We start from the raw sequence: 18,826 nt of genomic DNA, 5'->3' as shown, positions 1-18,826 counted from the left end.
GTCACCGCCGCGGCAACTCCACCGTCACCAGCGTTCCCTCGCCCAGCTCGCTCAACAGCGTCACCGTCCCGCCATGCGCCTCGACGAACTGCTTGGCGAGCGGCAGCCCCAGCCCCAACGCGCGTTCCCCGCTCGGCTGGATGCCTGGCGCGGCGAACTTGTCGAAGGCGTGCGCCTGCGCCTCCTCCGCCATCCCCGGCCCGTTGTCGGAGACGACGACGCGCGCGGCGGTGGCGTTGCCGTCGGCGTGAAGCAACACGCGCCCGCCCTCCGGCACCGCCCCGACCGCGTGGCGCAACAGATGCTCGATCGCTTCGCGCAACCGCCTCGCGTCGCCCGTCACCCGGCCGACGGAGCGCGCCACCTCGACCGCAAAGTCGACCTGTTTGCGCTCCGCCGATGCCAAGACCGTCGTCACCGCCGCGCGCGCGACTTCGGCCAGATCGACGTCGCCACGCGCCAACGCCTCTTCGCTGCCGCCTTGCGTCAGGTCGAGTACGTCGTCGATCAACAGGCCGAGCCGCTCGACCGAATCGAGGATCGCCGTCACATAGCCCTGCGCGTCGGGCGTCAGCTTGCCCGCATAGCCGCCGTGCAGCATTTCCGCGAAGCCGCCGATCGAGGTCAGCGGCGTCTTCAGCTCATAGCTCATGTTCGCCACGAACTCGGTCTTCAGCCGGTCCGCCGCCTCCAGCGCCTGGTTGCGGTCGCGCAACGCCTGTTCGGCCCGCCTGCTGTCGGTGATGTCCAGCATCGTGAACAGCGCGTTGCCGTCGGGCAGCGGCACCGCCGCGAATTCGAAATGCCGGCCGTCGGCGAACGACACCCGCCCCGCGCGCTGCTGCCGGTCGGCGGTCGCCGAGCGCACCAGGTCGGGGATCAACGCGGAGCGGTTGGGCGTCGCCAGCTTGGGCGCCGCCGCCTGCGCGAACACGTCGACGCGCGGGTGCCCGGCGAGGAACTCCTCTTCCAGCTGCCACAACGCGCGGAAGCGGTTGTTCCACAGCTGCAAGCGCCCGTCCGCCGCGAACACGCCAAGCGCCTCGAACAGATTGTCGAAGGTCGCCGACCGTACCCGCAGCAGCGTGTCGCGCGCGCTCGCCAGCTGCACCTGTTCGGTCCGGTCCTCGAAGATCAGCAACAGCCCGCCGTCGGGCAGCGGTTGCGCCACGACGCGCAGGTGGGTGCCGCCGCGCAGGTGCCATTGCTCTTCCGCCGCGCCTTCGGTCTGGAAGAACCACTCGCGATGTTCCGCCTTCCACCCCGGAAAGTCGCGGACCTCGGGCAGCCGGTCGGCCTCGCGCATGCGCTCCAGCACCCGGTCGAATTCGGGGCGATCGGCCAACCACTCGCCGCGCATCGCGAACAGCCGGCGGAACGGCTGATTGGAGAAGATCAGCGTCCGGTCGGCGGCGAACTGCGCCACCCCGGCGCTGAGCCGGTCGAGCATCGCGCGCTGCGCCTCGGCGAAGCGCTTGCCCGCCGATCGTGCCTGCTCCAGCTCCTCGATATCGACCGCGAACCCGGCGACGCCGCCCTCGCCCAGCGGCACGTCATACAGGCGCAGCGCGCGACGCTCGCCGCCGATCGTCGCGGGCAGCACCTGTTCGTGCGGCCGCGCGCTGGTTCGAGCCGCGTGCGCGCCCGCGACCGGACCGGCGTGGCCGACGCCCTCGACCAGCTCCAGCCCGCGCGCGATCACGTCGGCGGCGTCGCGCCCTTCCACCGCCGCGACATAGGCGGAGTTGACCATTTGCAACCGCAGATCCGCGCCGCGATACCACATCGGCAGCGGCGCCACCTCGATCAGCGAGGTCAGCGCCTCCAGCGCCCGGCCCAGCCGCGTCGCCTCGCCGCCGAGCCGCGAGATCTCCGCCTCGCGGTCGCTCGCGTCGAAGAACCACACCACCGTGTCACCCGCCGCACCCGCGGCACCGGGCGCGCGCAGCCCCCGCATCGTCAGCGTCCGCGCGGAGCCGACCGGCTGCACCGCCCGTTCGAACGCCTTGCCCGCGCGGCTCGACCCCGCGACGTCGGCGATCAGCAGATCGACGTCGGCGCGCGACAGCCCGGTGTCGTCCGCCGCCATCTCCGGCAGGAAGCGCGCCGGCTCCGCCAGGCCCAGCCAATCCGCCAGCCGCCGCGGCATCTCGACCCGGCCATCGGCGCGCACCGCCATCGCCAGCGCCGGCGCGGCCCGCAGCAGCTCCTGCATCCGCTCGTTGTCGTCCAGCGCGACCCGCGCGTCGGCCCGGGCCCGCAGCCCGATAAAGGCCAGCGTCGCGCACCCGACCACCAGCAGGCACAGGATCACCCCCGCCGCGAACAGCGCCCCGCCCGAAATCGCGATCACCTGAACGTCGTCCGTCTAGAATCCGTCATCGACGAACGTGTAGGCCAGCCCCGCCGAAAGGGGAACGGCATCGCGCCGCTCCCCCGGGCCTAGTCTCGTCGTCAGTAGCGGTAGTGATTCGGCTTGAACGGGCCCTCGACCGGCACGCCGATGTAGCCGGCCTGCTTGGGGGTCAGCTTGGACAGGTGGACGCCCAGCTTCTCCAGGTGGAGCGCCGCGACCTTCTCGTCGAGATGCTTGGGCAGGACGTAGACCTGGTTCTGATAGTTCTCGCTCCTGGTCCACAGCTCGATCTGCGCCAGCGTCTGGTTGGTGAAGCTCGCCGACATCACGAACGACGGATGCCCGGTCGCGCAGCCGAGGTTCACCAGCCGCCCGCGCGCCAGCACGATGATCTGCTTGCCGTCGGGAAACTCGACCAGGTCGGTGCCCGGCTTCACCTCGGTCCACTTGTAGTTGGACAGCGCCGCGATCTGGATCTCGCTGTCGAAGTGGCCGATGTTGCAGACGATCGCCATCGGCTTCATCGCCGCCATGTGATCGGCGGTGATGACGTCGGCGTTGCCGGTCGCGGTGCAGAAGATGTCAGCGCGCTTCACCGCCTCGTCCATCGTCACGACCTCGAAGCCCTCCATCGCCGCCTGCAGCGCGCAGATCGGATCGACCTCGGTCACCATCACGCGCGCGCCGCCGTTGCGAAGCGACTGCGCCGACCCCTTGCCGACGTCGCCGAAGCCCGCGACGCAGGCGACCTTGCCGGCCAGCATCACGTCGGTGGCGCGGCGGATCGCGTCGACCAGCGACTCCTTGCAGCCGTACAGATTGTCGAACTTCGACTTGGTCACGCTGTCGTTGACGTTGATCGCGGGGAACGGCAGCTCACCCTTCTTGGCGATCTCGTACAGGCGATGGACGCCGGTGGTGGTCTCTTCCGACACGCCCTTCAGATTCTTGACCGTCTCGGTCAGGTAACCCGGCTTCCTCGCGACGAACGCCTTCAGCGCGCGCTGGAACTCGACCTCTTCCTCATTCTCCGGCTCGCCCAGCGTATGCCCGGCCTCCAGCTTCGCGCCCCACAGTGCGAACATCGTCGCGTCGCCGCCGTCGTCGAGGATGATGTTGGCGGTCTGGCCGTCCACATCCGCATCCCACGAGAAGATGTCGCCGACGTAATCCCAGTAATCGGCCAGGCTCTCGCCCTTGATCGCGAACACCGGCACGCCGGTCGCGGCGATCGCGGCGGCGGCGTGGTCCTGCGTCGAGAAGATGTTGCACGTCGCCCAGCGCACGTCCGCGCCGAGCGCGGTCAGCGTCTCGATCAGCACCGCGGTCTGGATCGTCATGTGCAGCGAGCCGGTAATGCGCGCGCCCTTCAGCGGCTGCGACGCACCGAACTCCTCGCGCAACGCCATCAGGCCGGGCATCTCGGTCTCGGCGATGTCGATCTCGCGACGGCCGAACTCGGCGAGATCGATATCCTTGACGACATAGTCGCCCGAATCTTGGGGGCCGGAACGGCTGGCAGCCTCGGGCGCGTAAGCGGTGGCCAAGACGGTAACTCCTGAAGGTAGCGTTTGTCGGCGAGCCCAACGCCCGTGCCGGATACCGCGTCACTACCGGAAGCCCGCCCGCAAATCAAATATAAAGGTTTCTTTATATCTCGTCCGGCGTCGCAAATGATCTATCCGCCGCCACGTCGGCCACCAGCGGTGCCTACATCGTCGAAGCGGCGAATTTCCGGCCACCGACGCCTTGCTGGACGGGTCATATGCGCTTCCTAGGTCTTCTCGCTGCCGGGACTAACGTCGCCGGCGCGGCACAAGCCCGGGTCTACGTACCCGGCAACGGCAACAGTGCCGCGCCGACCTTCATCAACAGCTTCGGGCCTGGCACGTACCGGATCACGACTTCCGGCAGCGTCAGCGTGACCGGTCGGGCGGGCGCTGACGATTTTGGGCTTCGGCGCGGTCGGCTACACGATGCGCCGTCGTCACGGCTCCTTCCCGGCGGCGCGTCTCGTCTGACGCCTTACACCGGCGCTGCCGGCGACCGGCCGGTCACGCCCGCCCCACGCTCCCCACCAGCAGCCGCGGATCAATGCCCGCGCCGGCGAACCCTCGCGCCCAGCGCTCCCCCGTCGCGATCCCGAACAGCAGCGCGTCGTCGCCCTTTACAGTGACCCAACCCGGCCGCGTCAGCTCGCCTTCCAGCTGCCCGCTGCCCCAGCCGGCGTGGCCCAGCGCGATCAGCCAGCGGCTGGGGCCCTTGCCGCTGGCGATCGCGCGCAGCACGTCCAGCGTGCTCGACAGCGCCCAGCGTCCGGCGACATCCAGCGTGTCCTGCCCGCCCCAGTCGAGGCTGTGGAGCACGAAGCCGCGCCTCGGCTCCACGGGCCCGCCGACATGGACCGGCGCATTCTCGCATTCGCCCGGATCGATCCCGAACTGCGCGAGCAGGTCGTGGAAGTGGAGTGCCGGGTAAAGCTGGCCGACGCCGACGCCGACCGCACCGTCGGGTCCGTGCGCGCACATCGCGATCACCGCGTGGCTGAACCGCGGGTCTTCCATCGCGGGCATCGCCAGCAGGAACTGGCCGGTAAGATAGACAGGTTCGTCCATGACTTGGCCGTCTACGCCGCCGCGCCGCCGCCGTCGCGCTTGAAATCGCCCGCGCTTTGGCCGAACGGCGCGGGCGAAGGAGAATACCCATGACGATCACCGTCGGCGACCGCCTGCCTGTAGCGACCCTGGTCAAGATCGGGGCGGACGGCCCCGAACAGGTCACCACCGCCGACTACTTCGCCGGCCGCCGCATCGCCCTGTTCGCGGTGCCGGGCGCCTTCACGCCGACCTGTTCCGCCAAGCACCTGCCGGGCTTCGTGGAGCGCGGCGCGGACCTCGGCGCCAAGGGTATCGACGAGGTCGCCTGCACCGCCGTCAACGACGCGTTCGTGATGGCCGCCTGGGCGAAGTCCGCCGCCGCGGAGGGCGTGACGATGCTCGCGGACGGCAACGGTGATTTCGCCAAGGCGCTCGGCCTCGATGCCGACAGCTCGAAGTTCGGCATGGGCCTGCGGTCGAAGCGCTATTCGATGGTGGTGAACGACGGCGTGGTCGAGCAGCTCAACGTCGAGGCACCGGGCGAGTTCAAGGTCAGCAGCGCCGACTATCTGCTGGAGTCGCTGTAAGCCCGAAGCGATCGGGACAGGGACAGGCCCGCGCCGACGTCGACTCGTTCCCTCTCGCTCGATGAGAGGGAACCCCTGTCCTACAGATGCCCGGCCGTGGCACCCCCGCCGCATGCGATCCTGCCCGATACCCGCCCCGCCCGACGCCACGATCCCGAACGACGGGGACAACCCGTTTTGGTGACACCTTTCGTTACCTTTGGTCCGCGACGGCGCGTCGGCCGGGTGCTTGTCTTGCCACCGTCACGGCCGGGGCGTAGCTGCCCCGGATGACAACCGCCTCCACGATCGTCGCCGAACTCGACGCGCTCTACCGTGCCTCGGTCGAGCGGCTCCAGGCCGCGCTGACCGCCTATCTCGCCGACGGCACCCGCCCCGATCCGGCGTCGCGCCGCGACGGCAGCTTCGCCTATCCCGAAATCCGCGTCCGCTATCGTGGCGGCGAGGCGCCCGTTTCGCAGACGGTGCCGCTGCGCTCGTTCGGGCGGCTCGTCACGCCCGGCGACTATCGGATCAGCGTCACCAAGCCAGCGCTGTTCGGGGACTATCTCACCGAACAGCTCACCCTGCTGATCGAGGACTACGGCGTCGACGTGTCGGCCGAGATCGGGCGGCAGGAGATCCCGTTTCCCTACGTCCTCGATCCCGGACACGCGCTCAGCCTCGACGCGGTGTCCGCCGCCGAACTGGCGCGCCACTTTCCCGCGACCGAGCTGCAACAGATCGGCGACGAAGTCGCGGACGGTCTGTGGATTCCGCAGGACGACACCCGCCCGCTCGCGTTGTTCGACGCGCTGCGTACCGACTTCAGCCTCGCGCGGCTGCGCCACTATACCGGCACGCCGACCGAGCACACGCAGCGCTACATCCTGTTCACCAACTACCATCGCTATGTCGACGAGTTCGTCCGCTGGGCGGCGTCGCAGCTGGGCAGCGACACGCGCTTCACCGCGCTGTCCGGCGCCGGCGGCGTGATGATTACCCGGCCCGAGGACGTCGATCAGATCATCTCCGACAGTGCGTGGCGGCGGCACCAGATGCCGGCCTATCACCTGATGGCGGACGACGGCACCGGCATCACGCTGGTCAACATCGGCGTCGGTCCGTCGAACGCGAAGACGATCTGCGACCACCTCGCGGTGATGCGGCCGGAGGCGTGGCTGATGATCGGCCATTGCGGCGGCCTGCGTCCGTCGCAGCGGATCGGCGACTACGTCCTCGCGCACGCCTATCTGCGCGACGACCATATCATGGACGACGTCCTGCCGCCCGAAATCCCGGTGCCTGCGATCGCCGAAGTCCAGGTGGCGTTGGCGCGTGCGGCGGAGATCGTCTCCGGCCAGTCGGGTGAAGAACTGAAACGTCGTCTGCGGACCGGCACCATCGTCACCACCGACGATCGCAATTGGGAGCTGCGCTATTCGCGCTCGGCGCTGCGCTTCTCGCTCAGCCGCGCGGTCGGCGTCGACATGGAGTCGGCGACGATCGCGGCGCAGGGCTATCGCTTCCGCGTTCCCTACGGCACGCTGCTGTGCGTGTCGGACAAGCCGCTGCACGGCGAACTCAAACTGCCGGGACAGGCGAACCGCTTCTACGAACGCGCGATCAGCGAGCATATGCGGATCGGAATCGAGACCTGCGAACAACTCCGCCGCGAAGGAGAGAAGCTGCATAGTCGCAAACTACGCGCATTCGACGAACCGCCGTTTCGCTGAGCTCGGCGGCACGGCTACGGCGTGAAGAGAGCGGGGGAGGAAACCAACGGGGGTCCATGCGTTACGCTTCCGAATCGATCGAAGACAGGGAGCCTGACGATGGCAGACGACACGCCGAATACGCCCGACACGCCGAACGCCGATGCGACGCCGACGCCGCGTCGCCGCGCCGCCCCGCGCAAAGCGACCGAGCGCAAGACTGGCGAGCGCAAGGCGCCTGGTCGTCCGCCGAAGTCGGCGGTGACCCGGGGTGAAGAGGCCGTCACCCGCGCCGCCACCGCGGTAAAGGACGCGGTCGTCGAGACCGAACAGCGAGCCGTCCGCGCGGTGAAGCCGCGCTCGACCAGCCGCACCGTCGGCCGTCCTGCGTCCGGTCGCGCCGCCACGGCGAAGGCCGGCTCGGGTCGCGCCACCCGCGCCACCCCGGACGCGACGCCCGCCAAGCCCCCGCGCAAGGTGAGCACCGCCCGTACGGCAAAGAGCAAGTCGACCGTTACCAAAGCGACCGATCGGGTCGGTGGCAAATGGGGCGCGGCCGCGCTCGCCGGCTTCGCGGTTGCCGGTGCGACCGCCGCCGCCGTGCTGACGTTGCGCGGCAGCAGCGCACGCAATCTCGGCACCGAGAAGAAGCCGATCGACATCACCGGTTCGGGTGACAAGGGCAAGGGCCACCCGACCGACGTCCATGGTGGTGGCGCGCATCAGCCGGACGGGACCGACTCGTCGGCCTCGTTCCGCGCCGGCATCGCCGACGAGAACACGGTGCCCGACAAGGTCTGAGCCAAGAACCGCTACCCCCCGCTCCCGGCGGGGGGTAGCGATCGGATCACGGCAGCAGCGCGAACTCCGCGACGACCGATTCGTAGATCGTCGCACTCTCCTTGGGCGTCTCGGCGAGGCGGGGCAGGATGGACGGACTGCCCGTCGCCAGCATCGTGCTCAGCTTCTCCTGCAGCCCCGGCATGACCGGTCCATCGCCGGTCTCGCTCACCCGTCGGACACCGCCGACCTTCATGCCCAGCGCGACGGCATAGCGATCGGCGCCGACGCGCGCATCGCGCAATGCCCCCAGCCGCGCGTCTCGCCGGGCCGCGGCGACGCCTTCGAACGAGGCCGCCGGGGTGCCGACCTGGACGCCGATCGCCTTCAACTTGCGGGTCAGCGTGTCGACCTGCGCCATGGTCGCCGCCTGGACGATGCGCCCGCCGCGCGCCTCCTCGGTGGCATCCTCGCTCGCGCCCTGGTCGGCAGTCGTGGCGCCCATCGTGCCGAGCGACCCCAACAGCGACATGCGGGTCTGCTCCGACTCGGGCAGCGGCAGGATCGCGGTCGCGGGGACGCCCTCGGCGGCGAGCAGCGCCAGCACCTGCCCCTCCTTGCGCGACCGTGCGGCCTCGGCAGCGGCCATCGTGGCACCACGCCCGCTGAACGTCACCGCGATGCGCTGCGCCGCGGCCTTGATCTCGACCGATCCGGTGCCGATCACCTCGACCGTTACGGGGACCGTCACGGGATCGCCGCCCCGTTGCGCCGACGCCTGCGTTCCCGACACGGCAGCCACCGCCGCCAACAACCAAAGCTTCATTTCACGTCCCCCACTTACCAGCCGCTCGGCTTACCCCGGTTCTGTTCGTCCAGCCACGCCTTCAACGGCGCGAAATACTCGACCATCGCCGCGCCCGACATCTCGCGGCTGCCGGTGAACGTTTCCAGCGCGTCGGGCCATGGCCGCGACTGCCCCATTTCCAGCATCGCGTTCAGCCGCGCGCCGACCTCCCGGTTGCCGAAGAACGAACAGCGGTGCAGCGGCCCCGTCCACCCCGCCTGCTTGCACGCCGCCTTGTAGAACTGGAACTGCAGCACCCGCGCCAGAAAGTAGCGCGCGTACGGCGTCGATGCCGGAATATGGTATTTCGCGCCGGGATCGAACCGCGTCTCGTCGCGCGCCACCGGCGGCCTGATCCCCTGATATTGCAGCCGCAGCGCATCCCACGCCGCCTGATATCCCTCCGGCTTGATCTGGCCGGAGAACACCCCCCACCGCCATTTGTCGACCAGCAGCCCGAACGGCAGGAACGCCACCTTGTCCATCGCCTGACGCAGCAGCAACCCGGTATCCTTGTCGGCCGACGGCACCTGCGACCGGTTCAGCAGCCCGATCTGCACCAGGTAATCGGGCGTGATCGACAGCGCCACGAAATCACCGATCGCCTCGTGGAACCCGTCGTTCGCGCCGTTGCGATAGAGGTAGGACTGGTTCTGATATGCACGCTGATAATAGTTGTGGCCCAGCTCGTGGTGGATGGTGACGAAGTCGTCGCCGTTCACCTTCGTGCACATCTTGATCCGGATATCGTCGCGGTTGTCGACGTCCCAGGCCGAGGCATGACAGATCACCTCGCGGTCGGCGGGCTTGACGATCTGCGACCGCGCCCAGAACGTCGCCGGCAGCGCCGCAAAGCCGAGCGAGGAATAGAACGCCTCGCCCTGCCGCACCATCCGGGTCTGATCGTAGCCCTTCGCCTTCAGCAACGCTTCCGTGTCGTAGCCGACGTCCCCCGACCCCGCCGGCGCGACGAGATCATAGATGTTGCCCCATTCCTGCGCCCACATGTTGCCGAGCAGGTCGGCGCGGATCGGCCCGGTCGCGGGCTGCACCGCGGCGCCGTATTTCGCGGCCAGCTTCCACCGCACATAGGTGTGCAGCGCCTGATAGAGCGGCTGCACTTCCGCCCAGATGCGGTCGACCTCCCGCGCGAACTGTTCGGGCGGCATGTCGTAGCCCGACCGCCACAGCGCGCCGGTGTCCGCATAGCCCAGCTGCCGCGAGCCCTCGTTGGCGATCGTCGCCATGAGCCGGTAATCGGCCCGCATCGGCGCGCCGACATTGTCGTGCCAGCTGGTCCACATCTCCTGCAACCGCCGCGGATCGCGCACCGTGCCCATCGCCGCCTCGATGTCCGATCCGTTGATCGGCTTGCCGTCGAGCGTGCCCTTGCCCTTGCCATAGGCCGACGACATGCGCGTCGTCAGCGTAGACAGTTCGGTCGCGGCACCGGCGCGCGTCGGCGCCGGCAGCGTCAGCCCGTTGCGGAGCAGGTCCAGCTTGCGGCGCGTCGTCGCCGACAGCCCCGGCACGTTGTTGAACCGCGCCGCACTCAAGGCATACTGTACGCCAAGCTCGGTCGCCTCCGCCCCGGCCTTGGCGCTCAGCGCGTCCGTGTCGTCGGTGATGTAGGTGGCGTTGACCCAGGCGATCCGGTTCCAGTCCACCGACCGCTCCGACAGCGTTCGCTCCGCTTCGGCGACGAACGCATCGGCTTGCGCGGCGGTCGGACGGGCGGCGGCGGCAGGAGCGCGCTGGCCCCGCCCGGTCGCGGGCGCGGCCAGGGCGATGGCCAGCATGGCACAGGAGGCGGTCAGTCGCAGCATGAAGCCCTCGCAAGTTCTCTGTGTCGGCAAGAGTGCGGCTGGCCGCCGCCCCGGTCAACCCGCGAGAAAGTCGGCGATCGCCTGTCCGAGTTCCGGCTTGATAACCGCGCTCATGTGCCCGCCCGGCACCTCGAAGTAGCGCCCCTGCGGCAAAGCCTCGGCCAGTGCCGGCGCGGACCCGTTGTCCGCGTCCTCCGCCCCGCATACGACGCCGGCGGGCAGGTCGAACGCGCGGATCGCCTCGATCGGCGTGTCGGCGAACGTGTCGATGATGCCGAGCAGCGCCTGAGCGTCCCCGCCGGTGGTCCGCAGGAATTGTTCCGCCATCCACGCCCCGCTCCCACGCTCGTGCTGGCCGAGGTTGGTCAGGATATTGCGGAAATGGCCGGCTCGACGCCCGGTGTCGGTCAGCCCCTCCAGCCCCATGCCCGAGAACACGACGCGACCCGGTGTCGCGCCGGTCGCCAGCATCCGCGAGGCCGTCCGGCTGCCGAGCGAATAGCCGACCAGATCATAATCGCGCAGCGCCAGGTGCGCGACCAAGGCATGGCCGTCCCGCGTCAAGGCGTCGGGCGGATAGGCGGCCGGATCGTGCGGCTTGTCGCTGCTGCCATGCGCGCGCAGGTCGGGCATGATGACGCGAAAGCCCTTGGCGGCGAGCGCGGCGGCGTGGCCATAGCGGATCCAGTTGGTCCAGGCGTCGGAGAAGAAGCCGTGCAGCAGCACCGCAGGGCGCCCCTTTCCCAGCTCGCGCCACGCCAGCCGGGTGCCGTCCCAGCTCGCGAAGAACTGCGGCTCAATCGGGCAGCTTGCCACAGGCGTCCTTCCACCGCGCGTTGATCCGCTCGTTCTCGTCGGTCCGGCTGCGCGGCAGGTCGTCGGTATGGACCCACGCCTCGATAATGCTCTCGGTACCGCTATGCTCGACCGGTCGCAACGACGCGGCGTCGTCAAAGCTGCCGACCGTCAGATCGAGCCCGTCCGACCCGTCGCCCTCGTAGGTCAGCGGCGTCCCGCACTCGCGGCAGAAGCCGCGCTGCGCGATCGGCGAGGAGCGGTAGCGGTCGGGTTCGCGCTCCCACGTCACTGCAACGGTGTCGACCTGCTTCAAGGCCGCGGCGACTCCCCCGGTCGCGCGCTGGCAGAAGCGACAGTGGCAGAGGTAGGCGTCACGGTCGGTCACCTCGACGCTATAGCGAACGCGGCCGCACTGGCAGCCGCCGGTCATGGTATCGGTCATGTCGGCACCGTGCGCCGCTCCCGAGCTCTTGGCAATGCTAAGCGTGCTTACTATATGCTGGCTGGTGAGCGACGGTATTGGTTTTCTGCTGAGCGACGTGGCGCGGCTGTTACGGCGGCGCTTCGACGAGCGTGCCCGCGCGATCGGTATCACCCGCGCGCAATGGCATACGCTGACGGTGCTGTCGCGCAACGAGGGCGCCAACCAGGGTGCGTTGGCGGAGCTGCTGGAGGTCGAGCCGATCACGCTGTGCCGGATGATCGATCGCCTGGCGGAAGCCGGGCATGTCGAGCGACGCCGCGATCCCGCCGATCGCCGTGCCTGGAACATCTATCTCACCGACCGCTCGCGACCGCTGCTCGATCAGCTGCGCGTGCTCGCCGACCGGGTCGTCGGCGATGCGCTGGACGGGTTCGATGCCGACACCACCGCCATGCTCACCCGGTCGCTCGACCGCATTCGCGCGAACCTGACCGCGCCCGAAGGACGAAGGGACGCCGCCCATGGCTGATGCCGACCCCCAGCGCACGATCGTCGCCGACGACGCCGTGACCGCGCCCGCGCCGACGCGCCGCTGGCTGCGGACCGCGTTGATCCTCGTGGTGCCGCTGCTGATCGCGGCGCTCGGCGTGTGGTTCTGGCTCAGCTCGGGCCAGTTCGTGTCGACCGACAACGCCTATGTCCGGCAGGACAAGGTGTCGGTCTCGTCGGACGTCGGCGGCCGCATCGTCCAGGTCTCCGTGCGCGAGAACCAGGAGGTCCGCGCCGGCGACCTGCTGTTCCGCATCGATCCCGCGCCCTATCGGATCGCGGTGCAACAGGCGAACGCCGCGATCGCCAACGCGCAGGTCCAGCTGACCTCGCTCCGCGCCGACTACGCCGGCACCAGCGCCGACATCCTGGGCGCGCGCGCCGCCATCGCCAACGCGCAGCAGGATTACACCCGCCAGCAAGCGCTGCTGCGGCAGGGCTTCACCACCCGCGCGCGCATCCAGCAGTCCGAGCTCGCGCTGAGCCAGGCCCGCGCGCAACTGCTCAACGCTCAGTCCGCCGCCGCCGAAGCGCAGGCGAAGCTCGCCTTCGGGGCCGCCGCGCCGGGCGAGAACCCCGCCATCGCCGCCGCCACCGTCCAGCGCAGCCGCGCGCAGCTCGACCTGGGCCGCACCGAAATCCGCGCGCCGGTCGCCGGCACGATCAGCCAGTCGGGTCGGCTCCAGGTCGGCAACATGATGGTCACCGGCCTACCCGCCGTGACCATCGTCGCCAACGGCCGCTCATGGGTCGATGCCAATTTCAAGGAAACCGATCTCAACAAGATGCGGATCGGCCAGCCGGCGGAGCTGAGCTTCGACGCCTATCCCGGCCTGCACCTGCGCGGCCACGTCGAATCGATCGGTGCCGGCACCGGGTCGGAGTTCTCGGTGCTGCCCGCGCAGAACGCGACCGGCAACTGGGTTAAGGTAACGCAGCGCGTGCCCGTCCGCATCGCCATCGACGAGCGCGCGCCGCGTCAGCTCATCGCCGGCCAGTCCGCGGACGTGAAGGTCGACATCCGTGGCGTCCGCTGAAGCTGGCGACCGGCCGCTCGACCGGGCGCCCGCCACCGAAACGGCGGAACCCGAGGGCGAGGGCGAGCGCGCGGCACTTCACACCACCAACAAAGCTCTGCTGACGATCGGCGTGATGGCCGCGACGATCATGCAGATCCTCGATTCGACGATCGCCAACGTCGCGCTGCCGCACATGCAGGCGTCGTTGGGGGCGACGACCGACACCATTACCTGGGTGCTGACCAGCTACATCGTCGCATCCGCCGTCGCGATCCCGATGACCGGCTGGCTCGCCGACCGCGTCGGCAGCCGCCGGCTGTTCCTGACCTGCGTCGTCGGTTTCGTGATCGCGTCGATGCTTTGCGGACTGGCGACCAGCCTGCCCGAGATGGTGGCGTTCCGCGTGCTTCAGGGGATCGCGGCGGCGTTCATGAATCCGCTCAGCCAGACCGTGATGATGGACATCAACCCGCCGTCCAAACAGGCGTCCGCCATGTCGATCTGGGGTATGGGCGTCATGGTCGGGCCGATCCTCGGGCCAGTGATCGGCGGGTGGCTGACCGAGGATTACGACTGGCGCTGGGTGTTCTACGTCAACGTGCCGATCGGCATCGCCTGCTTCGCCGTCCTGTGGGCGTTGCTGCCCTCGCGGCCGATCAAGACGCGGCGCTTTGACCTGTTCGGCTTCACGATGCTGGCGCTCGCCATCTCGTCCTTGCAGGTCATGCTCGATCGCGGCACCGACGCCGACTGGTTCCATTCGACCGAGATCTGGATCGAGGCGGCGGTCGCGGCGAGTGCTGCCTGGATGTTCGCCACGCATCTTGCGACCGCGAAGGAACCGATGTTCCCGCGCGCGCTGTTCGCGAACCGCAACCTCCTGACCGGCATCGGGTTCATGGCGGTGACGGGCGTGCTGATGATGGCGTCGATGGCGTTGCTGCCGCCGATGCTCCAGTCGCTGTTCGGCTATCCGGTGATGGACACCGGCCTGCTGCTGGTGCCACGCGGCGTCGGCATCGTCATTTCGATGGCGTTCGCCGGCCGGCTGATCGGGCGCGGGGCCGACCCTCGCTGGCTGGTCGGCAGCGGCCTGCTGATCGCGGCGGCGACGCTATGGCAGATGACCGGCTGGACGCTGGAGATGGGCGCGCGCGAGTTCGTCTGGGTCGGCTTCGTCCAGGGTCTGGGGCTCGGCATGCTGTTCATCCCGCTCAACATCATGGCCTTCGCGACGCTGTCGCCCAGCGCACGGACGGAAGGGTCCAGCCTGCTGAACCTGTCGCGCAATATCGGCGGGTCGGTCGGCATCTCGCTCGTCACCGCGCTGCTCGGCGCAAGCATCCAGCGCAATCACGAGGAACTGGCGGCACGGCTGCCCGACATCGGTGTGATGGGCAACGATCCGCTCGTGTCCGCCGTGCTCGGCGGCTCGACCGACACCGCGCTCGCGGTCGCGAATGGCATGGTCAACCAGCAGGCGGCAATGATCGGCTATCTCAACGATTTCTGGCTGATGATGGTGCTGACCGCCGCCGCGCTACCGCTGGTGTTCCTGCTCAAGCGGCCGAAGGGCGCCGCGCCGGCCAAACCCGACGCCGACGCGATGGGCCACTAGGCGCGGATCAGCGCCGCCGCGAAATCGGCGGCCGGCGCCGCCTCGCCCCATTGCGGCACCGCCGGATCGAGCGTCACCCACGACTGTTTGTAGTTGGTGAAGATGTGCGCGCGGCACACCAGCTCCTCCGACCGATCGAGCGTCCCGGCCCGCATCACCGCGATGCCCGGCCGGCGGGTGTTGGTGTTGTAGATACGCGAATGGCATTGGGGGCAGACGCGCTGGATCGAGGTGCGATCTTCCGTCACCTTTTCATAGAGCACGATCGGCCCTTCGACGGTCAACGCAGCCTGGAACACCAACGCCTGCACGCTGAATGCGCTACCGCTCCAGCGCTGACAGATGTGGCAATGGCACGCATAGACCGGCGGCGGCGCGTCCAGCGCCAGCGTGTACCGCACCGCACCGCAGCGGCAGCCGCCCTGGATCACGTCAGTCCGCCTTTTGCAGGTGCCGTCGCCCGAGCAGCTCGGCGATCTGCACCGCGTTCAATGCCGCGCCCTTGCGGAGATTGTCGCTGACGCACCACAGCGACAGGCCGTTCTCGACCGTCGGGTCCTCGCGCACCCGGCTGATATAGGTCGCGAACTCGCCGACACACTCGATCGGGGTGACGTATCCGCCGTCCTCGCGCTTGTCGACGAGCATGATGCCCGGCGCCTCGCGCAGGATCGACTGCGCCTGCTCTGCCGAGATCTCGTCCTCGAACTCGATGTTGATCGCTTCGGAATGGCCGACGAACACCGGCACCCGCACGCAGGTGGCGCTGATCCTGATCTTGGGATCGAGGATCTTCTTGGTCTCGACCACCATCTTCCACTCCTCCTTGGTCGACCCGTCGTCGAGGAAGCTGTCGATGTGCGGAATGACGTTGAAGGCGATCTGCTTGGTGAATTTCCGCGGCTCGGCCGGATCGCCGACGAAGATGTTGCGCGATTGCTCGAACAGCTCGTCCATGCCTTCCTTGCCCGCCCCCGATACCGACTGATAGGTCGCGACCACCACGCGCTTGATCCGCGCGACGTCGTGCAGCGGCTTCAGCGCCACCACCATCTGCGCCGTCGAGCAATTGGGATTGGCGATGATGTTCCGGCGCCGATAGCCGTCGATCGCGTCGGCGTTCACCTCCGGCACGATCAGCGGCACGTCGGGGTCCATGCGATACAGAGACGAATTGTCGATCACGGTGCAACCGGCGGCGGCGAAGCGCGGCGCGTGGAGCTTGGTCGCTTCCGAGCCGATCGCGAACAGCGCCATGTCCCAGCCGACGGGATCGAAATGCTCGATGTTCTGGACCTTGAGCATGCGGCCGCTGTCGCCATACTCGATCTCGTTGCCTTGCGACCGCGAGGAGGCGAGCACCGCGATCTCGTCCGCCGGAAACTCGCGCTCGGCCAGGATGTTGACCATCTCGCGCCCGACGCTGCCCGTCGCCCCGGCGACGACGATCCTATAACCCATGGTCATGCTCCGCTGCGTCCGGCGTCGCCGCCGGCTTGTTCTTCACGTTTCGGTCGAGGAACGAAAGGATCGTCCCCCACAGATGCTCGGACACGCCCGCCCCGCCGACGCGATGCGTCTGGCCGGGATAGAACATCATCTCGAACGGCGTGTTCGTCTTCTGCATCTCGGCCGCGACCAGCGTCGAGTTGGTCAGGAAGACGTTGTCGTCCGCCATGCCGTGGATCAGCAGCAGCGGATCGCGGATGCGGCTCGCCCCCGCCACCGCGCCCGACGACGCATAGCTGCGCGGGTCGCGCGCCGGATCGCCCAGATACCGCTCGGTATAATGCGTGTCGTAGAGCTGCCAGTCGGTCACCGGCGCGCCCGCCACCGCCGCCGCATAGACGCCGGGCGTCTGCTCCAGCATCTTCAGCGACATGAAGCCGCCATAGGACCAGCCATAGGTCGCGATCCGCCCGCCATCGACGAACGGCAGCGACTTCAGGTAATTCGCCCCGGCGAGCTGATCGGCGACCTCCACCGTCCCCATCGCGTGATAGATCTGGTCCTCGAACGCCTTGCCGCGATTGTACGACCCGCGGTTGTCGATGCGGAAATAGACCCACCCGCGATCGACCAGATATTGCGGCAAGGCGCCCTGCCAGCCGCGCGTCACCGTCTGGCCGGTGCCGGGGCCACCGTAATGTTCGAAGAACACCGGGTAGCGCTTGCCCGGCTCCAGCGGCGGCGCGATCATCTCCCAGTGTAACGCCGTGCCGTCGGCCGCCTTGATCGTCCCGAACGTCGTCGGCCGATGGCTGCCCACGAACGGGAAATAGGGGTGCCCCGCGCGCACCGCGTTCTCGTTGACCCAGGACAGCCGGTGCCCGCTGGTGTCCGCGAGATATACCTGCGCGGGCTGTGCGGGATTGGAGCGGGTCACGATCAGCCGCGTCGCCGCCGCATCCATCACCGCGCCGTTCCACCACCCCGCTTCGGTCAGCCGCGTCAGCTGCCCCGGATGCGCCAGGTCGAGCGAATAGAGGTGCTGCTCCAGCACGTCGTCCTTATTGCCGGTCAGGTACAGCCGGCCATGCGCCTCGTCGACGCCGACCAGCCCCGTCACCACCCACGGCCCGCGCGTCAGCTGTGTCCACTTGCCCCGCGCGAAGCGATAGAGATGACCGAAGCCATCGCGCTCCGACCGCCAGATCAGGCTGCCGTCCTTCATCGGGTGATAGGCGTCGGACAGGTTGAGCCAGCTCCGCGCGCCGGCCCGCTCGGTGAACAATACCGTGGCCGTGCCCGTCGCCGGGTCGACCTGCAGCATGTCGAGCCGCTTCTGGTCGCGGCTCTCACGCTGCACCAGCAGGTGCCTGCCGTCCGGCGTCCAGTCGACCCGCGCCAGATAGATGTCGGGATCGGTGCCGAGATCGACCCGCACCTGCCCCGACCCGTCCGGCCGCATCACCCATAGCTGGACCAGCACGTTGGGCGTTCCCGCCGCCGGATAGCGCTGTTCATAGGTGCTGGTGCCCGACGCGCCGATCGATGCGCGCACGGCGGTATGGACCGGCACCTCGTCGAAACGCTCCACCGCGATCATGCTGTCGTCGGGCGACCACCAGTAACCGGTGCGCCGATCCATTTCCTCCTGCGCGACGAATTCCGCCTCGCCCCAGTGGACGGTGCCCTGCCCGCCCGTCGTCACCTGCCGCGCGGCGCCGCCCGCCAGCGGCTGAACCCAGAGGTTCTGGTCGCGCACGAAGCTGATCGACCCGCCGCGCGAGCTGACGGCCGGGTTGAGCGCATCGCGCGTCCCCTCCAGCTTGCGCGTCTTGCCATCCAGCGTCGCGAGATAAAGTTCGCCGTCGAGCGGCACCAGCAGCGCGCGGCTGTCGGGCGCCCAGTCATAGCTCACCACGCCGATCTTGCCGGTCAGCGAGCGGTCGCGCTCGCGCTGCATCTTCTCCGCCTCGGACAGCGCCGCGCCGCTACCGACCTTCTTCGAATCGACGAGCATCCGCTCCGCGCCGGTGCGCGTGTCGATCGCCCACAGGTCGAACCGGTTGCGCTCGTCGGCGCGTGGGCGGACCGAGGTCAGCAGCGTCCCGTCGGGCGAGAGCCGGAGCGACTGCGGCTGCTGTCCCGACAGATCGGGACTGCCGAACACGCGCGCCAGCGTCAGATCGCCGTCACGCGCCGGCGCGTCAGCGGCCACCGCGACGCTTCCCAACCCCATCAGCGCCAGTCCGGCCAGCCATGCGCGCATCCACTCTCTCCACTCG

At 68.9% G+C, this 18,826-nt stretch carries 16 protein-coding genes; 6 read left to right on the top strand and 10 right to left on the bottom strand.

Going from position 1 to position 18,826, the window contains the following annotated elements; translation table 11 throughout:
* Position 1: 1 nt before the first annotated feature.
* From ACOFKS_RS04365 to ACOFKS_RS04355, 3 genes are all read right to left on the bottom strand, one after another.
* Positions 2–2,353, bottom strand: a complete 2,352-nt coding sequence (locus ACOFKS_RS04365; RefSeq protein WP_419808029.1) for a PAS-domain containing protein — start codon at positions 2,351–2,353, stop codon at positions 2–4.
* Positions 2,354–2,454: 101 nt separating this feature from the next.
* Positions 2,455–3,903, bottom strand: coding sequence for an adenosylhomocysteinase (gene ahcY, locus ACOFKS_RS04360; protein WP_419808028.1), 1,449 nt, complete (start codon positions 3,901–3,903; stop codon positions 2,455–2,457).
* A 507-nt stretch (positions 3,904–4,410) separates the two neighbouring features.
* A complete protein-coding gene (locus ACOFKS_RS04355; protein WP_419808027.1) occupies positions 4,411–4,971 on the bottom strand; it encodes a YqgE/AlgH family protein in 561 nt (186 codons plus the stop codon).
* 89 nt (positions 4,972–5,060) lie between these two features.
* Between ACOFKS_RS04355 and ACOFKS_RS04350 the strand changes: the two genes are divergently transcribed.
* From ACOFKS_RS04350 to ACOFKS_RS04340, 3 genes are all read left to right on the top strand, one after another.
* Positions 5,061–5,540 carry a peroxiredoxin gene (locus ACOFKS_RS04350; RefSeq protein WP_419808026.1) on the top strand — a complete coding sequence of 160 codons (480 nt, stop codon included), beginning with the start codon at positions 5,061–5,063 and terminating at the stop codon, positions 5,538–5,540.
* 269 nt (positions 5,541–5,809) lie between these two features.
* Complete coding sequence (locus ACOFKS_RS04345) at positions 5,810–7,255, top strand: AMP nucleosidase (protein WP_419808025.1); 1,446 nt, start codon at positions 5,810–5,812, stop codon at positions 7,253–7,255.
* 99 nt (positions 7,256–7,354) lie between these two features.
* Positions 7,355–8,035, top strand: coding sequence for a hypothetical protein (locus ACOFKS_RS04340; RefSeq protein WP_419808024.1), 681 nt, complete (start codon positions 7,355–7,357; stop codon positions 8,033–8,035).
* Between the two features lie 46 nt (positions 8,036–8,081).
* Here ACOFKS_RS04340 and ACOFKS_RS04335 read toward each other — a convergent pair whose 3' ends face one another.
* The 4 genes from ACOFKS_RS04335 to ACOFKS_RS04320 are packed head-to-tail and all read right to left on the bottom strand — an operon-like array spanning position 8,082 to position 11,927.
* Complete coding sequence (locus tag ACOFKS_RS04335; RefSeq protein ID WP_419808023.1) at positions 8,082–8,840, bottom strand: SIMPL domain-containing protein; 759 nt, start codon at positions 8,838–8,840, stop codon at positions 8,082–8,084.
* Between the two features lie 14 nt (positions 8,841–8,854).
* Positions 8,855–10,687: a M2 family metallopeptidase gene (locus tag ACOFKS_RS04330; protein ID WP_419808022.1), complete on the bottom strand. Its 1,833-nt coding sequence runs from the start codon at positions 10,685–10,687 to the stop codon at positions 8,855–8,857.
* A gap of 54 nt (positions 10,688–10,741) precedes the next feature.
* Entirely contained in the window at positions 10,742–11,503 is a 762-nt protein-coding gene (locus ACOFKS_RS04325) for an alpha/beta fold hydrolase (RefSeq protein WP_419808021.1), read from the bottom strand.
* Positions 11,484–11,927 carry a GFA family protein gene (locus ACOFKS_RS04320; protein WP_419808020.1) on the bottom strand — a complete coding sequence of 148 codons (444 nt, stop codon included), beginning with the start codon at positions 11,925–11,927 and terminating at the stop codon, positions 11,484–11,486. The genes ACOFKS_RS04325 and ACOFKS_RS04320 overlap by 20 nt, the downstream gene beginning before the upstream one ends.
* A gap of 64 nt (positions 11,928–11,991) precedes the next feature.
* Between ACOFKS_RS04320 and ACOFKS_RS04315 the strand changes: the two genes are divergently transcribed.
* The 3 genes from ACOFKS_RS04315 to ACOFKS_RS04305 are packed head-to-tail and all read left to right on the top strand — an operon-like array spanning position 11,992 to position 15,095.
* Entirely contained in the window at positions 11,992–12,438 is a 447-nt protein-coding gene (locus ACOFKS_RS04315) for a MarR family winged helix-turn-helix transcriptional regulator (RefSeq protein ID WP_419808019.1), read from the top strand.
* Complete coding sequence (locus tag ACOFKS_RS04310) at positions 12,431–13,495, top strand: HlyD family secretion protein (RefSeq protein ID WP_419808018.1); 1,065 nt, start codon at positions 12,431–12,433, stop codon at positions 13,493–13,495. Before ACOFKS_RS04315 ends, ACOFKS_RS04310 begins: the two co-directional genes overlap by 8 nt.
* On the top strand, positions 13,482–15,095 hold the full coding sequence (locus ACOFKS_RS04305) for an MDR family MFS transporter (protein WP_419808017.1): 1,614 nt from the start codon (positions 13,482–13,484) through the stop codon (positions 15,093–15,095). Before ACOFKS_RS04310 ends, ACOFKS_RS04305 begins: the two co-directional genes overlap by 14 nt.
* Here ACOFKS_RS04305 and ACOFKS_RS04300 read toward each other — a convergent pair.
* The 3 genes from ACOFKS_RS04300 to ACOFKS_RS04290 are packed head-to-tail and all read right to left on the bottom strand — an operon-like array spanning position 15,092 to position 18,810.
* Positions 15,092–15,526, bottom strand: coding sequence for a GFA family protein (locus ACOFKS_RS04300; RefSeq protein WP_419808016.1), 435 nt, complete (start codon positions 15,524–15,526; stop codon positions 15,092–15,094). The two genes, ACOFKS_RS04305 and ACOFKS_RS04300, sit on opposite strands and share 4 nt — an antisense overlap.
* 1 nt (position 15,527) lies before the next feature.
* A complete protein-coding gene (locus tag ACOFKS_RS04295; protein WP_419808015.1) occupies positions 15,528–16,556 on the bottom strand; it encodes an aspartate-semialdehyde dehydrogenase in 1,029 nt (342 codons plus the stop codon).
* Positions 16,546–18,810: a S9 family peptidase gene (locus ACOFKS_RS04290; RefSeq protein WP_419808014.1), complete on the bottom strand. Its 2,265-nt coding sequence runs from the start codon at positions 18,808–18,810 to the stop codon at positions 16,546–16,548. Before ACOFKS_RS04290 ends, ACOFKS_RS04295 begins: the two co-directional genes overlap by 11 nt.
* Between the last annotated feature and the right edge of the window lie 16 nt (positions 18,811–18,826).

Source organism: Sphingomonas sp. (assembly GCF_965200135.1).
Taxonomy (GTDB): domain Bacteria; phylum Pseudomonadota; class Alphaproteobacteria; order Sphingomonadales; family Sphingomonadaceae; genus Sphingomonas.
This window is presented reverse-complemented; position numbering and strand designations above follow the sequence as displayed.

What these genes read in the sequence shown, in the direction of transcription:
- ACOFKS_RS04355 (WP_419808027.1), bottom strand. Translation starts at nt 4,971, where the DNA reads ATGGACGAACCTGTCTATCTTACCGGCCAGTTCCTGCTGGCGATGCCC.
- ACOFKS_RS04350 (WP_419808026.1), top strand. Translation starts at nt 5,061, where the DNA reads ATGACGATCACCGTCGGCGACCGCCTGCCTGTAGCGACCCTGGTCAAG.
- ACOFKS_RS04345 (WP_419808025.1), top strand. Translation starts at nt 5,810, where the DNA reads ATGACAACCGCCTCCACGATCGTCGCCGAACTCGACGCGCTCTACCGT.
- ACOFKS_RS04340 (WP_419808024.1), top strand. Translation starts at nt 7,355, where the DNA reads ATGGCAGACGACACGCCGAATACGCCCGACACGCCGAACGCCGATGCG.
- ACOFKS_RS04335 (WP_419808023.1), bottom strand. Translation starts at nt 8,840, where the DNA reads ATGAAGCTTTGGTTGTTGGCGGCGGTGGCTGCCGTGTCGGGAACGCAG.
- ACOFKS_RS04330 (WP_419808022.1), bottom strand. Translation starts at nt 10,687, where the DNA reads ATGCTGCGACTGACCGCCTCCTGTGCCATGCTGGCCATCGCCCTGGCC.
- ACOFKS_RS04320 (WP_419808020.1), bottom strand. Translation starts at nt 11,927, where the DNA reads ATGACCGATACCATGACCGGCGGCTGCCAGTGCGGCCGCGTTCGCTAT.
- ACOFKS_RS04310 (WP_419808018.1), top strand. Translation starts at nt 12,431, where the DNA reads ATGGCTGATGCCGACCCCCAGCGCACGATCGTCGCCGACGACGCCGTG.
- ACOFKS_RS04295 (WP_419808015.1), bottom strand. Translation starts at nt 16,556, where the DNA reads ATGGGTTATAGGATCGTCGTCGCCGGGGCGACGGGCAGCGTCGGGCGC.
- ACOFKS_RS04290 (WP_419808014.1), bottom strand. Translation starts at nt 18,810, where the DNA reads ATGCGCGCATGGCTGGCCGGACTGGCGCTGATGGGGTTGGGAAGCGTC.